The sequence below is a fragment of the Flavobacterium hibisci genome, assembly GCF_020026925.1.
GTDB lineage: Bacteria > Bacteroidota > Bacteroidia > Flavobacteriales > Flavobacteriaceae > Flavobacterium > Flavobacterium hibisci.
In genome coordinates this window covers 172,127-193,062 of record NZ_JAIQDW010000001.1, presented here as the reverse complement: position 1 = coordinate 193,062, position 20,936 = coordinate 172,127, and the positions used below count along the sequence as shown (strand labels likewise).

Genomic DNA, 20,936 nt, shown 5'->3' with positions numbered 1-20,936 from the left:
ATTCTAACTATTTTATTACGCCTGTAAATCCTCCTCTTGGCAGGCACTCAATTTTTAATACGGTGCCTTTTTTAACTTTTATCGTTTCAGAAGAAAAAGATTTATTGTCTTTACCGTCTTTTATTAGCTCAAAATTATAAGTTCCTTTGCTAAGAAAATCAAATGTTACAGTTAAAGTCTGAGCCTGATCTTTACCGTTTAAACCTCCAATGTACCATTTATCTGCCTTTTTTCGGGCAATTATAACTTTTTCTCCGGGATAGCCGTCAATTAATTGCGTATCATCCCAACTTACCGGCACTTTTTTCAGAAATTCTTTGACCGGTTCGGCCAACGATCTGTATGCAGATGGCCTATCGGCAAAATGCTGCAGGCCTGATTCAAAAACGACTGCCAAAGCCAATTCGTGGCCATAAGAAGTAATATGCGAATGCTGAGAATTTGAAAAAGTGACAGGAGTATAATCCATCGAGCCCACTACATTTCGAGTAAAAGGGAGTGTCGTATTGTGAACAGCCGCTTTATCTGTAAGTTCAGCCGTATTGTTGTACCATTCTGCTCCATAAACAGCTTCGGTTGACATCAGATTGGGATAGGTTCTAGCCCAGCCTCGAGGAACAGTAGCTCCATGAAAATTTACCATTAAATGATATTTTGCCGCATCTTTTAATATGCCTATATAGTACTCCATCATATCTTGCTGGTCGCCTGCAAAAAAATCGACTTTTATGCCATACACGCCAATTTTATTGAGCCACGAAAATTCCTTGGCTCTTTTTTCAGCCGTCTGCAAACGATCGTTTGGAGTAGGTTCCATCCAGCTTGTACCAGAATTGTACCATATCATAGGTTTTATTGATTTACTTTTGGCATAGTTTACCGCATCAATAATGTTACCGCCATTTGTCATTATATCCCATTCCCAGTCAATAAGCACGTACGGCCAGCTCATTTCAACAGCTAAATTAATATAATCAGTCACAATTTTGTAATCTTTAGAGCCATGGTTGCTTGCCCAGTAGATCCATGAAACTGCACCGGGCTTAATCCATTGCGTATCTTTCAAACGACTAGGTGTGCTAACATCTGTAATAAGAGTAGATCCCACAATATCTGAAAGTTTTCCTATTATTACGGTATGCCATTGAGAGTGCCATGGCTGTTTTGACTGAGCCGCAGACGGATATGCAATTTGATATTCATCAGCATTAGAAGTGCTCGTTAATCTGGCCGCGCAGTTATCCTCGCTGATATCAGCTTCAGAAACTAGTGCCCATACTAGCTGGTCTTGAAGTTTATACAATGCTGGAAATCCATATTGCTGTACCTTATCTGCCGTTGTTTCGCCTGTGCTATACGGGAAAAATCTTTCGTAAGAAGGGTCGTACGGCTGCATCCATCGGTCTGCTTTTTTCGGCAGGCTGTATGTTGTAGCTTCTCCAGTAATACTAAGTTTAGAGTCGGAAGCATCAGGAAATACATAACGAAAGGCCACTCCATTGTTATAAACCCTGAAAATGATATCTAAAATCTGATTGTTCGTGTTTTTAAAATGAAATGTTTTTTCAATCGCTGTATTTTCGCAATGCTTCCGTTTGCCGCAAACCATCTCGTACGTATCTTTCACCGAAACAGATTCGGATTGTCCAACTGATAAAAGATTCCCCACAAACTGCTGATCTTCTCGTGTTATACCTAATTTTGATTCGCTTACCACTTCAGAAAGGGTCTTGTCACTTTGGTATAAAACTTTATAAGAAACACCATCAGGCTTGTTTTTATCTGGCAGGTTTAAAATAACTTGTATGCGTCCATCAGGAGAACTGATATTCTGTGCGTTTATACAGAATGAACATAAAAAGAGTATTAAAAAAAGGCTTTGCCTTGCTGTTAATGTCATATTCTTTTAATTAATTTGATGTGATAGTAATACTCTGCGGTTGTAATCCAGCTCCAGAAACCGTTACTTTGATTTCTCCTTTCTCGTGTGTACTTCTTACAATTGCCAGAGCCCTTCCGTGCCAAGCTTTTCGAGTAAGAGATTGATAGGGTTCAAAATCCTTTAGGTTGGCATTATCGACACCTTGGATAGTTCCAGGTCCTTCAATTTTAAAAGTAAGGCGTTTATCTGCATTAGGATTCAGAACCCCTTCTTGATCCCTTAGTTCAACTGCAATATAAGTTAAATCTTGTCCATTGGCTTTCATCTCTTTTCGGTCGGCTGCCAATTTAATCTGCACCGCCTCACCTGCTGTCTTCAGCGTAACGGACTCCTGTTCTTTGCCATTTGCTGCGCCAACCGCTCTTAAGGTGCCTGATGCATAAGGTACGGTAAAAACCGCTTTAAATTCTTGCTGATCTCCTGTTTCCTTCTCTCCTAAAAGCTGGTCATTAAGATACAGTCTAACCTTTGGATATTTGGAATACACTTCAACCTCAACATTTTTCCCAGTATATTCAGTCCATGTCCAGCTTTCCCAGGTAGGATATACCGACCACCACGTTTGCTTGATTTCCAGAGGTTCTGGTGCAGGTTCTCGAATTGCCATATAGAGTTTTTCTTTATCGTTATAAAGCATGCCTCTATAATGCGCAATAGGTTTTCTCCATCCAATAAGGTCTATATCCCCGCAGTAAGCGCCATGCCATGGGAAAAAATCATTTTCCCAATGTTCTCCAGGCACTTCTCCTGAATAATAGGAACGTCCTATTCCAGATTCTCCCAGATAATCCATGGCTGTCCATACAAAATCTCCAATGATATAATTGTTTTTCTGTACTAATTCCCAGTTTTTAAAAGCATCTTTAGGATACGATTCTGTCTGGACTATAATACGGGAAGGCACTCTTATATGATCTTGCGGCGCTTTATCTAAGTTGTAGTTGTATCCCGCAACATCATGCTGAGCCATCAGAGGATCAAATATATCCCAATTTTTACCGCCATTAACAATAGCAGATGTTATCGGACGACTTGTATCGATTTTCTTTATTTCTTCAGAAAGCATTTTGGCTGTATTTACTGCATCAGGATCTTCTCTTTCAGGTATTTCATTTCCAATGCTCCACATAAAAATGCTGGGATGATTGCGATCGCGCAGCACCATGGCCTGCAGATCACGTTTCCACCAGGCATTGAAATAGTTTGAATAGTCATATTTATTCTTCCCAACCTTCCAGCAGTCAAAAGATTCATCCATAACCAGCAGACCTAATCGGTCGCAAGCATCTAAGAAAGCTTCTGAAGGAGGATTATGAGAAGTTCGTACAGCATTGAATCCGCTGGCTTTTAAAAGCTCCACTTTGCGCTGTTCTGCTCGGTCAAAAGCAGCAACGCCCAGAGAACCGTTGTCGTGATGTACGCACCCTCCGTTAAGCTTGATTGTTTTTCCGTTGAGCTGAAATCCGTTTTCTGCCGTAAATGCAAGGGAACGGATACCAAAATTAGTATCGCTCTCGTCTAACCTTTCCTTTTGTTTTGAAACCTGTACTAAAGCTTTATATAAGGAAGGCTGCTGCGGACTCCAAAGTGCTGGATTGCTTACTTTAATAAGCTGGGTCACTACTTTTTCGCTCTTTGGAGAAAGCATCACTTTTGTTTCATGACGCCCTGCGGTATTGGAATTCGGATTTTGGATGAATGCTGTAACGGTAATTTCCTGCAGCGATTCGGTTTCATTCATCAATTTTGTTTCCACACGAACTGTTGCTTTTTTGGGAGAAATCTCGAAAGTACTGATTCCTGTTCCCCATTGCGCTATATGAACTGGGTTGGTCTGAATTAGCCAGACATGTCTGTAGATTCCCGATCCGCTATACCAACGGCTGTTCATCTGCTGTGAATTGTCTACTCGCACAGCAATCACATTCTGTTCTCCATATTTGAGATACGGAGAAAGATCGTAGCTGAAAGAGGAATATCCGTAAGGATAAACTCCAAGCGATTTTCCATTAATAAACACTTGAGAATTCATATAAACCCCTTCAAAATAAATCGCTGTTTTTTTGGTCTTCCAGTTATCTGGCACCGTAAAAGTCTTTCGGTACCAAGCCACTCCTGCTGGAAAATATCCTCCTCCTGCTCCAGTAGGATTCTTTGGATGAACTTTGCCTTCGATACTCCAATCATGAGGCAGATCCAAGTGTCGCCAGTCTCTATCATTGAAATTATCGGATGAAGCTTGACTTGACTCTCCTAAAAAAAATCTCCAATCATTGTCAAAAAGCTGTTTTCTCTTTACGTTTTCCTGTGCATGCAGAGATAAAAAATTTAGAAACAGCAGGCATAAAAATAGCATGCTTTTCTTTAAATAGTGTATGTGATGCAGAATTGAATTATTCATTTTTGTTATTTGATTTTATGCTGTTCTAAAATAATACAAACAGGATGTTACTGCTTTTGAAGATATTCTAAAGTAAATCCAAACTCATAGGGCTTATTGCCAGAATTAGTATATTTTTCCATAGTTTTTGCTCCCCAAGAATCATCACCTCCAACACCATGGATATTTAGATCAATATTAAGGTTGATAAAATCGCGTCTAACCAGCTGATAATCGTGTCTGGCATTTTCCAAATCATCTTCTGTATAAGGCCAAGCGCGGAAATTCAGCGGCTGCAATCCCATTACTTTGATACTATTTCCGTTTAGCGATTCAAGCGAAATCCAGCGTACATCACTGCGGTTTGCATTATCTTGCGGAGCTGGATACGGAACAATAAAATGTTCCAGCTCTTTGTGATATGCTCCTAACAGAGAAGCAGTTTTTCGGTCTGGATAATTCTCGTAAGGGCCTCGGCCATACCAGTCTACAGTATTATAATTTTTTGGAATGCGCAGTCTCATTCCAAATTTAGGAATTTGTCCGATTGTATCGTTTAATGGCGTATAAAAAACTTTTGTGCCTAATTTTCCATTTCCATTTAGCTGATATTCTAGCGTATAATTGGCTCCAATACGAGGGAAATTAATATCAAACTTTACCGTAGTTAAGGTATCTTGTCTGGTTATAGCAACCTTTTTAACCACTCTATCGGCTGTCGCGTTTTTCCATTTGGAGAATTCTTTTGCATAACCGCTCTGCTTCTGGTTGTCATTTGGCGTTTTCCAAAAATAAGGTTCCAGAGCTCCTATTAAAAGCTCTTGATCTTTAATCTTCCAGCTTGTTAAGTCACCATTGGTTTTATTGAAAACAAAATTCATTTCATCCGTTTTAAGCTCAATAACAGCAGGTGTTTCCTTTACTTTTACTGTCTTTGCTCCAGAAATGCTTTTTTTCCACTCGTAGGGTTTTACTATAAACTGCTCACGAGCGATGCAATAGCCTGTTTCTGCCCAAAGTGCAGCCTCTTTAAGCCTTACATAAATATTGAGGCAGATTTCAGAACAGGTTTTCTGTTCGTTCTGAAGATGTGGAAGATCAATAACAGCAGAAGCGCCTGGCAAAACAGAACCGAAGTTCAGAAGGCCTTTCTGCAAAGATTTTCCTTCGCAAACATATTCATATTCAATATCGAAATTTTGAAGCGGCAGAAAATCAAAACGATTCGTGACTTTAATACTTGTTTTCTTTTCATCCTGCATTTGGAAAACGACAGGCTGATAAACTTTCTGCACCTCATAATAATGTGGATATGGTTTTCGATCAGAAGAAACCAGCCCTCTCATAACAAAATTGCCATCGTTGGGTTTGTCTCCAAAATCGCCGCCATACGCCCAAAATTCGCTATCTTTTAAAGTATAATCGTCAGGATGCTGGGTAAGTTTAAACGGAGAACCATCTTTCGCTTTTGGCAGTCCGTGTTCGTCCCATTCCCAGATTGCAGCACCGCTTAGGCTTGGATCTGCATAAATTACATCCCAGTATTCCTGCAAATTACCGCCTGAATTTCCCATAACATGGGCATACTCGCGCATAATTACGGGTTTGTCTTTTATCCTTTCGCCCAATTTCTTAAAATCCTCAGGATGCAAATAACTATCATCATAGAGATCTGATATTTCTCTATGGGTATCCGAAAAAACCAGACGTGTTTTATCGAGCTTGCGAATGATATCTGCCATTGCTTTCATATTTTCTCCTTTACCGCCTTCATTGCCAAGAGACCAGATGATCACGCACGCATGATTTTTGTCTCTTCCAACAAGCGAAGTGGCACGTTCTATATGAGTGTTTTTCCAGAGCGGATCTTCGCCCAACTCTTTATTGCTAAGACCGTAAGCATGAGATTCCTGATTGGCCTCGTCCATTACATAAAAACCGTATTTGTCGCAAAGTTCATAAAACAACGGATCATCAGGATAATGGCTGGTGCGTATCATATTGATGTTAGCTTGTTTCATCAGCTCCATATCGCGTATCATGAATTGGCGGCTGATATATTTTCCGGTGCGCGGATGCATTTCATGGCGGTTAATGCCTTTCAATTTCACTGCTTTGCCATTGATGTAAAATACGTCTGCACGCACCTCAATGCTTCGAACGCCAAAGTAGCATTCGGCTTTGTCTACAATCTCATTTTTCTTGTTTTTAAGTTGCAGCACAAGCTTGTACAAATCGGGTGTTTCTGCCGACCAAAGCTTCGGATTATCTAGTATGGAGTTCATCGTAAAGATTCCTTTATCGGATGATGAAACTGGCACATTTGCCTGAAACTGTTTCTCTATATAATCTCCTTGTTTTGAATATCCGCTAATAATAGCCTCTACTTTCAATCCCGAAGTATTCTCCATGTGTCTGTTATCCAGACGGACATCAATGACAACTGCTGCTTTTGAATATGATTTGTCTGGAATTGCCTTTACAAAATAGTCTCCTATAAAGGTCTTAGGTCGTGCAATCAAATCGACATCTCTGAATATCCCGCCCAAACGCCAGATATCCTGATCTTCCATATAACTGCCATCGCAGTATTTGTAAACTTCTACGGCCAGTTTATTGTCTCCTTTTTCAATGTAAGGCGTAATGTCAAACTCGGCAGGCGACATAGAATTTTCACTATAGCCAACTTTATGTCCGTTTACCCAAAGATACATTGCCGATTGTACTCCTCCGAAATTAATAAATATCTGTTTATTACTCCAGTCCTCGGGAATCTTGAAGCTAGTTGTATAGCTACCAACGGGATTTCTTTCCTTAAAAGTCGTAAAACTCTCATCAGGTTCACCGCTTACTTTTGGAATGTCTTTTTTAAAAGGATAGGCTACATTGGTGTAAATAGGGGTTCCAAATCCCTGCAATTCCCAGCTGCCAGGCACTAAAACAGTAGTCCAGGCATCAGTAGAAAAATCTTTGCTGTAAAAATCAGCCGGTCGAGACTGTGGATTGGGCGACCAGTTAAATTTCCACAACCCATTAAGAGACAAAAGCATTGGATTATTTTTTTTCTCCTCGGCAAGAAAACCGTACGCATGTGGTTTTTCCTTATTGATGCCATTAACAGCTGGATTCTCCCAGTCATTTACCTGCTGAGCATCTATAAGATTAACCGCAAAAAACAGGGCAATGAGAAAGATTTTTTTTATCATATTGATGAGTTTGAACGATTGCCTATTAACACTTAGCTGTTCCTTAATGCCTGACAATTTAATACTAATTATTTTTGGCAGCATCTGCATACTGTACCTTAAAAACTACTGCTATATTATTTGGAATAAATTTTGGTTTTGCAATTACCAGCGAATTATTATCTTGTTTCCATGTTATCTTTTCAGTGCTTCCCAGCAGTTTAATGCTTTTTATCTTTCTGCTTTCTTTTGATTTTCCTAGAGATTTTACCACAACATCTTCTAGAGGCGCTCCCATTACCGAAACATAAAGCAGGTTGTTTTTCTGGTTGAAACGAATGTCTTTCTGAGATAAGCTGGTTTTGCCTTCGTTAAAGCCTGCATCTTTTATCGGATTGCTTGTGTCTGCAGCCGGTCCTTCGCCAAAAACTTTCCAGGGACGGGTATCAAAAATACTTTCTTTATTTACATCCATCCATTTGGCTATATCTTCAAGAATTGCGATTTCTTTATCATCGATAGAACCATCTCCGCGTACAGGTATGTTTAGCAATAGATTTCCGTTTTTGCTGACAATATCAATAAGCATCTGAATGACTGTTTTGGCTGATTTATATCCATTTCCATCATAAATTGCCCTGCTGTAATGCCAGTCGCCAATACATGTGCAGGTCTGCCAGGCTTGGTTTTGAATCTGATCTGGCACTCCTCTTTCAACATCCCAAACCATACATTTTTTCTGTTCTGGAGTCAATACTTTTCCAAATAAAACGGCTTCAAGTTTATTGTCATGAGCTGCGATGTTGGTATTGTAATAATGAGCCGCTATTTTCAACCCTGCATCACTTACCGGATAAAGCGGAAGCCCCGTATCATCAAAATAAAGAAGGTCTGGTTTGTAGGTATTGATTAAATCCATGGTACGGTTATAGAAATTCTCGCAATATTCTACAGAAGGAATAGAGGCTCCGTTATCCCAACTCCACTGCCCCCACAATGAGGTAATACTTTGAGCACTTCCAGCGCTTAGAGAATGGTTTTGTGCATATAACTCCTGCGGATCCAGCCCTTCCCACCAAGTGCCAGCACCATCTTTTTTAGTAAGTTTCCCATCGTAAGGAATTCCAGCATAAGGTCCATTTTTATCTGAACGCTGCGAAGTTTCAAACCAAGTCCAGGCATGAGCCGCATGAACACTTAATCCAAATGGTAATCCTTGTTTTTTAGCCGCCGCAGCCCAGCCTGAAATAATATCTTTTTTAGGACCAACTTTTGTAGAATTCCACGCTTGGTATTTGCTGTTCCATAAATCCAGATTATCATGATGGTTGGCCATGGCAAAAAAATACTGTGCTCCTACTCGTTTATAAAGTGCAACAATTTTTTCGGGATTCCAGTTTTCAGCCTTCCAATCTTTAATAACCTCCTTAAACCCTGCTTTAGATGGGTGTCCGTAATGTTCTACATGCCATTTGTACTGTGCTCCGCCTTCATCATACATAAATCGGCCATACCAGTCTCCCTGCTCCGGCTGGCATTGTGGTCCCCAATGCGCCCAGATTCCAAACTTAGCATTTCGAAACCATTCAGGAGTTTTATACTGCTGGAGAGATTCCCAAGTTGGTTTAAATTTTCCTAAAGCGACCTTTTCAGTTTTCTCTGTAACCGGTGACTGGTATTTTTGCTGTGCCTGCAGAAAACTGGCGCAGAGGATACATAAAGCTATAAATAATTGGTTTCTCTTATTCTTTTTATACATTTTGATTCTTATTTTTTGTTAGCCTTGCGCTAACGTGTTTTTAAATTTTCTTTTTGGCTTTTAGGGTAAAAATTATTGGCTTTCTTATTTACAGATGAATGTGCTGATACAGGTACATAATCTTTAATATCAAAGTCCTAACAGAAATTATTTCGCTGTTAGGACTTTTTTATTTTATCTAATTTTTTTTAATCATTTTAAATGATTGGAGAAGATTACCTCCAGTTCCTTCCACTTTTACAATATACAATCCCGACTGCAGTGTGTTTCCCATTGATAACTGGCTTTGGTCTTTGACTTGCGCAGACTCCACATTTTTTCCATTAAGATCAAAAATTCGCACGCTTATCGGTTCAGTATAATCATTTATTTCGATTTTAAAACTGCTTGTAAATGGATTTGGAGAACAAATTACAATAAATTTCTGCTCTTGTAAGCTTTCTGTATCAGCGCCTAATCTCAAAGTTGCGCTCGATATCGCTGTTAGAGACCATTGCTGGTTATTGCTTGAGCTGAGACTCCACTGGCTTAGATCTGCTCCGTTAGTTGTATTTCCTAAACCATCCAAGTATATTCCAGTTGCTTTATTTTTAAACTTGAAATAACCCGAACCAGCGTCTTCTTGCATCCATTTTTGCGCTTCACTTCCACTATAGGCCCATTGTCCAGCGATTGACGAATTTGCTGTTCTGCTCATTCCGTCTATATACAATCCAGTAGCTCTGTTTTTAATCATAACTTCGCTGCCATTATACTCTAGAGCCCATTGCTGAGCACTGCTTCCGCTGTAGTTCCATTGTCCTGCGTTACTTCCATTTGTAGTTCTGCTCATTCCGTCTATTAGCAGTCCGGTGCTTCTATTTGAAATGGTGTAATAAGCTGCAGTTTCAGCAAGATCGTCACCATAAACAAGACCTCTTCCAACAGTACTCATATAAACGCGTCCGTAGGTATTCATGTCTCCCATTACGAAGTTTCCGTTTCCTGTACCTCCATACTCATGTGCATCATCGTTAACGCGAGTCCAATTGCTGCCTTGGTCCACCGAACGGAAAACTCCCGTAACACCGCTTACGGTACCCCAGATATAAATAGTTGGATAAGAAGCGCCAGCCTTCGCTTTACCGATTCCAACTGCCGAAGCATTGCTTACCGCTGTTGAAGGTGCAGTAAAATTGGCTCCGCCATCAACTGACCTTATTAGTCCGCCGGAATTCTTAGCGATCCACAAGTGACCAGCATACCCAGGAACTGTTCTAATAAGGCTGGATCCCCCCGCTCCAACATTGGAAACCGTGTTGAAAGAAGCACCTCCGTCTGTACTTGCTTTTAAATCTCCGTTACTTCTGTTGTAGGCATAAAATTTATTGTTCGTAACAGCATCAGATATGGCAACCGTATTGAAATTAATTCCTGTTACGGTCGTCCAGCTGGCTCCATTATTGGTAGAACGGTACATAGCACTGGAAGATTCTGGAACATGCAGAATCGTTGCGCCATCATACGAAAGTGCCACCGTTCCGCGTGGTCCTGCTAAGTTTGCAGTTGTCTTTATCCAATCAGTTCCTTGATTGTTGGAATAGTACAGATACTCTCCAAGTCTTACAATCTTATTGGTATTTCCTGATGCATAGGCCAGTCCAGATGTGGTTCCCATTGCAGGCTTATATTGTGGGGCATATACCTTAACATCAGTATGCTTAAATCCATCATAATCTCCAATAACACTCATTAAAGGTCCCCCGGGAATGCTGATTAAACCTAGTGGTACGCTCTCTTCAAGTCCAATAGCATCAAACTTCCACGAGGTTTTTGATGCATTAAGATCATCACAGGTAAAAATACCGTTTCCAGATATTACGCTGGCCTTATTGGTATTAAACGGATTAAACTTGATGTCCCCAGTCCAGTGAATGGATGCTGAAGATCCTGAAATCCAAGTACAGCCATTGTCTAAGACATTGATTCCTGAATTTCCAACCAGGTCTCTCCATGACGCACCGCCATCTGTACTTAAAAAGAAGCGATCTGCATAAATTATATTACCCTGTGCATTGGTATACTGCGCCATATAAGTATTCATCGATGAGGCAATCAGGCGCTGCGAATTGGAAGGGTCAACATCGATTCCGCCAAAAGGCCCTGAAAAACCTGATGGAGTTATATTAGTTAAAGAACCCGTAGTAGAAAGCTTCCAAATCTGTCCTGAAGAAGGGTTCCAAGGCCCTTCTTTATCAGCATAAGTGATTAGTAAAGCCCTGTTGGAATCCAATACTGCTCGCTGAGGCATATAATGTACTGTGGCTCCCGAAACGGCATTCCACGTATTTCCAGCATCGGTACTTTTATAAAGATTGGTTGCCCCGGTTCGGGAAACACCAGCATAAATAGTCTGAGTGCTGCCTCCGGAAGCTGATGCAGAATCAAAGATTACAAAACAGATTCCGTTATCATTTGCTGTTGTCGTAACTGGAAATGACGATACCTTAGACCAATTTGAACCGCCATTAGTACTTTTAAACAATCCGTCACGTCTGCTTCCGCAAAAAAGCACATTAGAATTGTTGGGATCTACCGCCAACCGCTCGCCGTTAGATCTTCCCATACCGTTCCCATGTGCCTTAAATTGTGAGGTTACTATAGTTTCAGTAAAATTGGCACCTCTGTCGGTTGATTTTAAAATGGCTGTTTTCTGACCATTGAAATAATCGGTCCCTACCAGCATATAAACCACATTATTATTCTGAGGGTCAATTGCCAGCGATTCCACGCCCTGATACCCCAGCTGGTCTACACTGGTCCAGTCCAGCAAGGGTATCCATCTGCTGCTGGAGGCATCCCATCGATAAGCTCCTCCCACATCTGTACGGGCGTATTTTAAACTGGCATCTGTTTTACTTTGAATAATACCGGTTACAAAACCAGCGCCTCCAATCTGAACATTTTTCCAAACGCTCTGGGCTTGGGAAACGAAAACTGATAAAATAAATACACATAACAAGTAAGCTTTTTTCATCTTGATTTGTTTTTTAAAAGTTTAAATTATAATTATCCTTACTATCTATTCATACACACTTAAGGTGTTCCTGGAATTTTGAGTTTATTTTTTTGGGTGAAGCTTAATTGAGGCTGTCAGGATTTATATCCATCTCTGAGCCAGATAATGTAAAAGCAAAAATTTCCTTCTTTCCAGAATGTATGGTGAAATCTTTTTTATTTAAAGAAGCAATAAGTGTAATTTAAAAAAGAGGTAATTTTTTTGGCTAGCTATTATCTAATCCAAATGTAATGGGCATGTTTGCACAATGCCCATTTTATTCCTAACATGAGATCATTTTTTCCAGCAATGGCAAATAAATGCCTAATCCTGAAAAAAAACTTTGAAAGGGATATCTTAAATTTTAGTTAGCCCCTGCTTTAATAGCATCTATAGTACGTTGATCTTTTACAGTAAAATTACTCCTGTCTACAGCTGTTCCTATATCCCACCAAAAAGGTTTAATACCACGCGCTAATGCTTCTTTGGTTGTAAAGTTTATCCAATAGTCCACCGAGGCGTTATGCATAGTCAAATCTTTGGGAAGATAAGCAGGATCACTACGTCTGTAAGCGCCATACTCCCCCATTATAACCGGTATCCCTTTATCAATAAATTTAGTTTTCATCTTGTTGTAATCAGCAATTATCTCGTCCTCTTCTCCATATGTAGCATTACGCTCAGGTTCAATGGTTGAATGATGGCCTTTACCCCAGTAGTAAATCAATTTACCCCAACTCTCATCTTTATTACCGATACAAAATTGTGATGGTGTATAGTTATGTACTTCAACCATGAGGCGATTCGGCACCTGATCTGTAGGAAGCGTATTCATCAGGTCAAATGTCAATCCCGGATTTGTTTGCGGCCCCTGAACGATAAGAACACGGTGACTGTTTTTTCCACCTGTAGAACGAACAGCTTTAACGAAAGTTTGATGGTATGAAGCTAAGACGGCCATCTCTTCAGCATTCTTAGCATCAGGTTCATTAGCGCTGGCAAACATCAGATGCTCGTCAAAATCACGCATAGCGGTGGCAATTTGCTCCCATAATGCTTTTTGTTTAGCATTTACAGCATCCTGCTTTGCTTTAGTGATGTTTTTTTCCAGCCATCCGCCGTCCCAGTGAATGTTAAGCATCACATACATGTTATTATTCACACAATAACCCACTACCTCTTTTACTCTTTTCATCCAATTCTGATCAATACGTGCAGTAGCTTCGTTATCAAGGTGGAAATTCCAAGAGCAAGGTATACGGATAGCAGAGAAACCCAATTGCTTTACAGCTTTTACATAGTCTTCTGTAATGAGTGGACTACCCCAGCCGGTTTCACCACCCGGCGCTTCAAATGTATTACCGATGTTCCATCCCAGTTTAAATTTGGCAGCCAGTTCTACTGCTGTCCCCATTCCTGTGGGATCGGCTGGCTTTGGAGTTAGATTATATGTTGGATACAAATTTCCCGTTTGCGTAATAGTGATTCGTCTTGCTTGGCCATTACCTGCTTCTACAGTCAATATAACAGAACGAGTAAATCCGGTTTCATTGCTTGAAGCTGAAATTTTTATTGCAGAGGTTCCACTATTTCCCTGAGCATTACTGAGCTGCAGCCATGAAGCTGCACCATTGGTGATATTCCATTTACTGTTAGCGTCGATGGTAATTTCTTCTGACGTACCTCCTTCGGGCAGAAAGGAGATGTTTTGAGCCGAAACTGTCAGCAGCGGCTCTTGGTCTCCATTTGAACAAAAAGCCATAGATGCGGTCACCAGCATTAGCAGTACTGGTTTTAATAGTTGTCTAAATTTCATAATTCTTTTTTTTAAGACCTGCGCACAAATCAGGATGTACAGATAGCCGCAGGTTTTGATTTTATTTTATTGATTTATCAATGATTTTCACTACTCTTATATTATCAAAGGCAGCTTTAAAAGCTACAGGAGCTGTACCATAATTATGTAAATATATCTGACAGCTCGATATGCCATTTGATCCAGCCAGATCGTTGATTGTTTTCACCATTTCCCCTTTTCCGCTGCCTCCTCCGCGGAACTGCGCGAAAGGAATTGTTACTGTCTGCCATCCGGTTGTTTTAAAACCCGCTGCAAGACCTTGCCAAGGCTCGTATCTAGCCAGATAGTTTCCTGTCGAAGTAGCTACCATCAGTGAACCTCCCAGCCAAGATTCCGGAACATTTATTTCAAATTTTAATGCCCAATTTTCAACCGGGTCTGAGAGATTTCCGGAAGGAACCCACTGGGTCTGTCCAATACGTAATGCATGGCTCCATGGCTTTCCGTCTCCAGCGGATACCGAAGCAAAATTCATCACAAAGAAATTACTGGCATTTCCTCCGGGAAAATCAGGGTTTCCTTCGCCTTTAACTACTTGCGCTCCTCCCCAGTAATCCCAATTAAAAATAGCATCAGCATTAGAGATTACTCCGGCTGATGTGTTGTTGACCTCAAAGGGCGTGAGAATTACTCCTGATGCCGTGTTTATTTTCAAAGGTCCAGTAGTTGTCACTGCAGGCATCAAAAAATTAATCGCTGTTCCATCGTCAGAGCCGGTGTATGCTGTAATCTGCGTACCTGCAAAATATAATTCTTTGATCAGAAATAAGTTAGTTCCCTGTATTGTAACTTCCTCTCCTGCAATTGGGTTCTCATTTGAAATACCAGTAAGAGATGGGGGGCCAGCTACAATGACAATTTCAAAAACAGTAGAACCGTTTGAATTCACAACCTCAATTGTATTTAATTCATTTTCAGCAACTGATGGAAATGGTATAACGGCAGGAATCTGCACAACAGCATATGTGTCTGAGAACAGACCACTATCAAAATCGGCGGCAACACCGTTAAAGGAGATTTTAACCGTATTTTTTAAATAAGATCCTTTCAAAACTACCCATTGCCCTGGAACCAGTTTGTCTACAATAGTATCATTGGGAGCTGCAGCATAATTTCTAACCTCAGTAATGACGGGAGATGCACCTGAATCTTCATTGGAACAGGAAGCTAAGGTAATTACAATGATCATTAAACTTAAAAAAAGCAGATGACCAACGGCTGTATTTAATATTTTTTTCATATTTAGAATATTATAATTTCATTAATAATAAGGTACCGACGGCTCGTTCAACTTCGGATTTGCCACCACTTCCGAATCAGGAAGCTGCAGGGTAAAAGTCGCAAAGGTAGCTGGTGAAATCGGAGCGATAGGATCTTTTGGTGTAGCCTGTTTAGAAGTCGCATCATAATCAAATAGTACCCTTCTTTGGTTGCTCAGAAGATCTACCGCTTTTTGAGGATTGTAATAGGAAAGTCTTACCAGATCAAACCAGTACTGTCCTTCTGCACCAAATTCTACCCTTCTTTCTTTAAGAATATCATCTGCATTAATTGAGGTTACCGTAGTGACACCTGCACGCTCTCTGACTTTATTAAAATAAAGTAACGCACTTGGATCAGATGTCGAGCTATTATTGCCCAGAATAGCCTCAGCGTAAACCAAATAAACATCTGCTAATCGTAGTAACGCATTATGTTCTATTGATCCTATGTAAGACATTGCAGGACTATTGTTATCTGCCTCATTACCAATAATGTGTTTTTTCAGTCCCGGCGCAGTTGCGGTGTAACCGCCGCCAGCTGCATTTAACTCTGGATAATGATCGCCTGTAAGCATAAAAGTTGCTTTACGTCTAATGGAATCCTGCTCTGTGAAAGCTAAATACAAATCGTAGCTGGTGCCGGGAGATCCCCAAGCTCCACCTTTCTGCGGATTAATATCAACACTTGGAGAATAGGTAAGCAGGTGATTGCCTTCCATCCAGCCGGTAGTGGCAGACCACTGCAATGCAAATAAGGACTCCTGATTATCGTTAAACTGAGTTTTGAAAAGATTAGCATAGTTTGGGAGTAAAGTCAATCCGCTGTTTTCAATTACATCTTTTGCATACGTTTTAGCCTTATCTAAATACTCCTGGTTCCTTGTACCTCCAGATTGTCCTAAGCCAGACATGGTTAAGTAAACCTTGCTCAGCATACCTTTTGCCGACCAGGTTGTCACACGTCCTTTTTCATCGGTTGACGGAAGATTCTCTGCTGCAAAAATCAAATCTTCAGAAATAAAGCGATAGACATCGGCTGTTTTATTCTTATTTATTAAAGGAGATTGTATTAGCTTAGAATTGTCTTCTATAATAGGTACCTCGCCCCATAACATTGCAAGGTGGTAATACGCCATTGCACGTATGAACCTTGCTTCTGCTATCGCAGCATTTTTATCTTTCACAGCAACTGATGCCGGAGTCTTTTCGGTAATAGCCTTTATGGTAGTATTACAATGTGCGATTATAATATACAGTGCGCCCCAGCCTGCTGTCAATCGGGCGTTTGATCCTGAAAGTGTAAAAGTGTTTAGCTGTACAAGATCAGCTCCTTGGTATTGCAGCACAAAGTTCCCACTTAAAATATCTCCCAGTGGCAGGTAAGCTGTATTATTCCATTGTGCCCAGACTTTACCACCATATAGCGCTGCTGTAGCCAGCCTTAGTTCTTTTCTATTCTGATAAAAATTCTCTGTATTAATCTCTGACTTTGAGGGACGATCTAGAAAATCATCCTGACAGCCGGTCAAAGTCAGGATTCCTAAAAACGTCAGCATACATTTTTTATAAATTGAATTCATATTTGTATAAGTTTTGATTTTTATTTAGTTAGTCCTACGTTAATCCCTAAAGTAAATGTTCGAGGCTGCGGATAAAATCCACTATCAATTCCAGCCTGCAGTGGATTCCACGAGCCAACTTCAGGATCCATTCCTTTGTAATTTGTTATAAGGAAGGGATTGCTGACGTTGAAATAAATACGTAAAGAATTTATGTACGCTTTTTGAATCAGCTCACTTGGAAATGTATAGCCTAAAGTCATGTTTTTACATCTTAAGAATGAACCATTTTCGACATATTTATCAGAGAAACGATTGTTTCGGTTACTATCATTATTTTTAAATCCGACAATGTTGGTTTCTGGATTGGTCACATATACGTTATTGACATCTGAAGCAGAGCCGTTTGGATCTATCAAAGCCAACTCAGCGTGATTTTTTAATGATTTCAAATAACCATTATTCGTAAGAGGATTTTCTCCATTTATCCTCATTGCATTTACGACTTCATTGCCAAGATTGGCACTGAAGAAAATGTTTAGATCAAAACCTTTATAGGTGAAGGTATTACCAAGTCCAAACTGAAAATCAGGAATTGGAGAACCCAAATATGTTCTGTCTTTTTCCGTGATCACTCCATCTCCGTTTAGATCTTTAAACTTCAGATCGCCATACCACACACCACCAGAATTGGGTGTAATTGGAAGTACAGTGCCATCAGAATTAGTCGGCAGCGCATGAGTTTGGAAGTCGCTTGCCGTAGCAAATACTCCGTCTACTTTATAACCATAAAAATCACCAATAGATCCTCCAACAACGGTCTGGGAAACTATCTCATTATTATATCTTCCAGGCAGAGAAGCTCCGTCTGTATTTAATTTTAAAACTTTATTTTTGTTATGGGATAAAGTAAAATCTGTACTCCAGGTAAAATCTCCAGTCATATTTCTGGAATTGATGTGAAGATCAATTCCACGGTTTCTAACCGATCCAATATTAACATATGGCGAGTTAATTACACCTGGAGAATATTCCGGTGATATTCCGGCATAAGCAGGTAATGGAATCTGCAATAAAAGTCCATCTGTAAGACGATTGTATACATCAACAGAAAAATTAAGTTTCCATCCAAAAAGTGCTCCATCAAGACCTACATTGCCGTATGCTGTTTTTTCCCATTCAACATTTGGATTTCCAAGATTGAGAGTAATTTGTGAGGCACCGGACAAACCTGTTGAAACAGAACCAAGAGTTGTCAGGTAAGCGTTGTCCCTAACGTTTTGATTGTTCGTTAAACCATAGCCTGTTCTTAATTTTAATTCATTTACGATTTTTGAACCTTTTAAAAATTTCTCATTATTTAACTTCCACGCCAATGCTCCCGAGTAGGTAGTTACCCAGCGGTTTCCAGGTGCAAACTTAGACGAACCGTCTGTACGAACATTAGCCGTAAATAAATACTTGTCATTGTAGATAAAATTAAGACGCCCAAAATAGGACTCCTGTGCATTTTCTCCTTTTGTTCCGCCGTTCGTTGCTGTCTGGATATCACCACTTCCTATATTTGTTACATTATCTGAAATGAAATTTTTTCTTCCTGCCGAAACATTTTCGAATTGAGAGACTTGTGATTCGTGACCTGCCAGAACATTAATATCATATTTGCTATTAAAGTTCTTTGCATAGGTAAAGAAACTTCTAAAGGTGGTGAAATAATCCTGACTGTATGAGTAGAATGCATCATTATCAACCTTTTCAGCCAGCCCAAATTTATAAGTGGGATTAAACCTGTCTTCTGTCCTAAAGGAAAAATTTCCAGACAACTCATTTCGAAAAGAAAGATTTTTTGTAAAAGCGATATCGGCATAAAAATTTGCAAACAACTGATTTCTCTTTGGGTTGTTTTTATTGATAAGCGCAAGAGCAAATGGATTAACGCGTTTGGCAATCCATCCTTCACTGCTTTGCTCTCCCGCAAAACTACCATCAGGATTTCTTACCGGGATATCAGGAGTCTGACTTAATGCTTCGTAAATAACACTTGATCCTGTTGAATTCACATTTTCGTCAATATGTGTTAGCTGTAAACTGGTTCCGATCTTTAACCAGTCTGTTGTTTTATTATCCAGATTTAACCGTACAGACATTCTCGTGAACTCAGATCCTAAGGCAATACCTTCCTGATTAAAATAAGATCCTGACAGTAAGTACTGGGTCTTGTCGTTCCCACCACTTAAACTCAGCGAGTGGCTTTTTACCGGAGCGCTTCTGAATAATTCATTCTGCCAATTGGTTCCTTCTCCTAAATATTGGGGATTTGCAAATTCAGGCCTTTCATCAAAGCCCCACACAGCCGCCCTGTCATTGATAAACTTCGCATACTCTCTTAAATCCATGGTTGGGTACTGCTTAATAATTTCCTGAAATCCAGTGGTGAATTCATAGGTAATCTTCGGAGCTCCTTCCCTTCCTCGTTTAGTAGTAATAACAATAACACCATTGGTAGCCTGCGAGCCATAAATTGCTGTTGCTGATGCGTCTTTTAAAACATCAATAGACTGGATATCTGAAGGATTTATTGTGGCAAGTGGATTTGTACCATTTCCGCTGTCATAACTCTGGCCAATAATAACTCCATCTATAACATACAATGGGGAGCTGCTTCCAAAAGAGGACAAACCTCGAATTTGAATATTGGCACCTCCACCGGGCTGACCCGATGTCTGCTGTACCACTACACCCGCAACCTTACCCTGAAGAGCCTGGTCAATTGTTGTAGGACGCGTCCTCATAAGTTCTTCACCAGAAACTGACGATATTGCTCCTGTAAGATCTTTTCTTTTGGATTTCCCGTAACCAATAACAACCACTTCGTTTAATGCTTTTAAATCTTCCTTAAGTCTGATTTTTAAATCTTTTGCAGCCTTTACCTCTTGGCTCACATACCCTAAATAACTCACAACAAGTACATCACCATTCTTAGCTTCAATAGAAAATGATCCGTCTACATCTGTGGTTACTCCTGTTTTGGTTCCTTTGACGGTTATACTGACGCCAAACAGCGGCTGGTTTTTGGTATCTTCCATTATGATACCATTAGCTTTGCCATCTAAGTTTTGAGCAAACAGCATTTGAGCAGAACATAACACTGCAATACATGCAAAACTGCTTATAAGGTTTTTAAAAACCTTGGCAATACATTGAATTACCCTTTTTTCATTCATAATTAATTGGTTTTTTGGTTAGATAAGTTTTAGCTGCTTAGCAGCAAAATGCCGAAATCTGGTATTGATTTTTAGCATTACATTTTGATTTCATTGGGAACAAATTAACAATAAACTGTAACGAGCAGATGTATGCATTTGTATCCAAAAGCGGGGTCAAATGTTGCAAGAACTACCTGTAAGGCAAAAAAACAGGCATATTTATTTGAATATGATATTTTTAACTGCTCTTAAATACGATTTTATTATCGTGATAGCAATTTGATATCAATATTTTAATTAAACCTTTCAAAATGCAATCACTCATCTAAAGGATTAGGATGCAGCAAATTTTAGGTACATATTGTATGGATTAATTCGTGGTCTGTTAAATCTTTTTAAAGGAAGTCTGCGGTGTCTTAAAGTATACAAATAGTATCGAAGAAAATTATTTTTAAATGAAAGCTGGTGCTGTATCGTTTTACTGCTATCCAAAAACAAAACAATTTTTAGCTTCTATGAAACAACAATAGCAAATAATCATAAATTTTATCTAATCCACAACAGGACAGCTAAACCAAATTTACAAAGCCAATGGAAAACAGACTATACAGTAAGCAAATTTCTTCAAATCATCTATATTGAAATTTTTCCTTTCCCTGTCACCACACAGCCAAATAGCGCCAATTAAAGTCATTGGTGCCATTTTTTATTTGTATTATCAATAAATGTAATCTACCTTTTAGCGTAA

General features: G+C 39.7%; 9 protein-coding genes. All 9 read right to left on the bottom strand.

Annotation, left to right across the window (positions count from 1 at the left end):
* Positions 1-7: 7 nt before the first annotated feature.
* Positions 8-1,900, bottom strand: coding sequence for a glycoside hydrolase family 97 protein (locus K8B81_RS00625; protein ID WP_223678170.1), 1,893 nt, complete (start codon positions 1,898-1,900; stop codon positions 8-10).
* 10 nt (positions 1,901-1,910) lie between these two features.
* Positions 1,911-4,343: a sugar-binding domain-containing protein gene (locus tag K8B81_RS00620; protein ID WP_223678169.1), complete on the bottom strand. Its 2,433-nt coding sequence runs from the start codon at positions 4,341-4,343 to the stop codon at positions 1,911-1,913.
* A gap of 47 nt (positions 4,344-4,390) precedes the next feature.
* Positions 4,391-7,528, bottom strand: coding sequence for a glycoside hydrolase family 2 TIM barrel-domain containing protein (locus K8B81_RS00615; RefSeq protein WP_223678168.1), 3,138 nt, complete (start codon positions 7,526-7,528; stop codon positions 4,391-4,393).
* A 64-nt stretch (positions 7,529-7,592) separates the two neighbouring features.
* Positions 7,593-9,266, bottom strand: coding sequence for an alpha-L-fucosidase (locus K8B81_RS00610; protein WP_223678167.1), 1,674 nt, complete (start codon positions 9,264-9,266; stop codon positions 7,593-7,595).
* Between the two features lie 178 nt (positions 9,267-9,444).
* Positions 9,445-12,282, bottom strand: a complete 2,838-nt coding sequence (locus tag K8B81_RS00605) for an RICIN domain-containing protein (protein WP_223678166.1) — start codon at positions 12,280-12,282, stop codon at positions 9,445-9,447.
* A 385-nt stretch (positions 12,283-12,667) separates the two neighbouring features.
* On the bottom strand, positions 12,668-14,119 hold the full coding sequence (locus tag K8B81_RS00600) for a cellulase family glycosylhydrolase (protein WP_223678165.1): 1,452 nt from the start codon (positions 14,117-14,119) through the stop codon (positions 12,668-12,670).
* Positions 14,120-14,180: 61 nt separating this feature from the next.
* Positions 14,181-15,401: a glycan-binding surface protein gene (locus K8B81_RS00595; RefSeq protein ID WP_223678164.1), complete on the bottom strand. Its 1,221-nt coding sequence runs from the start codon at positions 15,399-15,401 to the stop codon at positions 14,181-14,183.
* A gap of 21 nt (positions 15,402-15,422) precedes the next feature.
* On the bottom strand, positions 15,423-17,003 hold the full coding sequence (locus tag K8B81_RS00590) for a RagB/SusD family nutrient uptake outer membrane protein (protein WP_223678163.1): 1,581 nt from the start codon (positions 17,001-17,003) through the stop codon (positions 15,423-15,425).
* A 20-nt stretch (positions 17,004-17,023) separates the two neighbouring features.
* Entirely contained in the window at positions 17,024-20,206 is a 3,183-nt protein-coding gene (locus K8B81_RS00585; RefSeq protein WP_223678162.1) for a SusC/RagA family TonB-linked outer membrane protein, read from the bottom strand.
* Positions 20,207-20,936: the final 730 nt, after the last annotated feature.

What these genes read in the sequence shown, in the direction of transcription:
- K8B81_RS00625 (WP_223678170.1), bottom strand. Translation starts at nt 1,900, where the DNA reads ATGACATTAACAGCAAGGCAAAGCCTTTTTTTAATACTCTTTTTATGT.
- K8B81_RS00620 (WP_223678169.1), bottom strand. Translation starts at nt 4,343, where the DNA reads ATGAATAATTCAATTCTGCATCACATACACTATTTAAAGAAAAGCATG.
- K8B81_RS00615 (WP_223678168.1), bottom strand. Translation starts at nt 7,528, where the DNA reads ATGATAAAAAAAATCTTTCTCATTGCCCTGTTTTTTGCGGTTAATCTT.
- K8B81_RS00610 (WP_223678167.1), bottom strand. Translation starts at nt 9,266, where the DNA reads ATGTATAAAAAGAATAAGAGAAACCAATTATTTATAGCTTTATGTATC.
- K8B81_RS00605 (WP_223678166.1), bottom strand. Translation starts at nt 12,282, where the DNA reads ATGAAAAAAGCTTACTTGTTATGTGTATTTATTTTATCAGTTTTCGTT.
- K8B81_RS00600 (WP_223678165.1), bottom strand. Translation starts at nt 14,119, where the DNA reads ATGAAATTTAGACAACTATTAAAACCAGTACTGCTAATGCTGGTGACC.
- K8B81_RS00595 (WP_223678164.1), bottom strand. Translation starts at nt 15,401, where the DNA reads ATGAAAAAAATATTAAATACAGCCGTTGGTCATCTGCTTTTTTTAAGT.
- K8B81_RS00590 (WP_223678163.1), bottom strand. Translation starts at nt 17,003, where the DNA reads ATGAATTCAATTTATAAAAAATGTATGCTGACGTTTTTAGGAATCCTG.
- K8B81_RS00585 (WP_223678162.1), bottom strand. Translation starts at nt 20,206, where the DNA reads ATGAATGAAAAAAGGGTAATTCAATGTATTGCCAAGGTTTTTAAAAAC.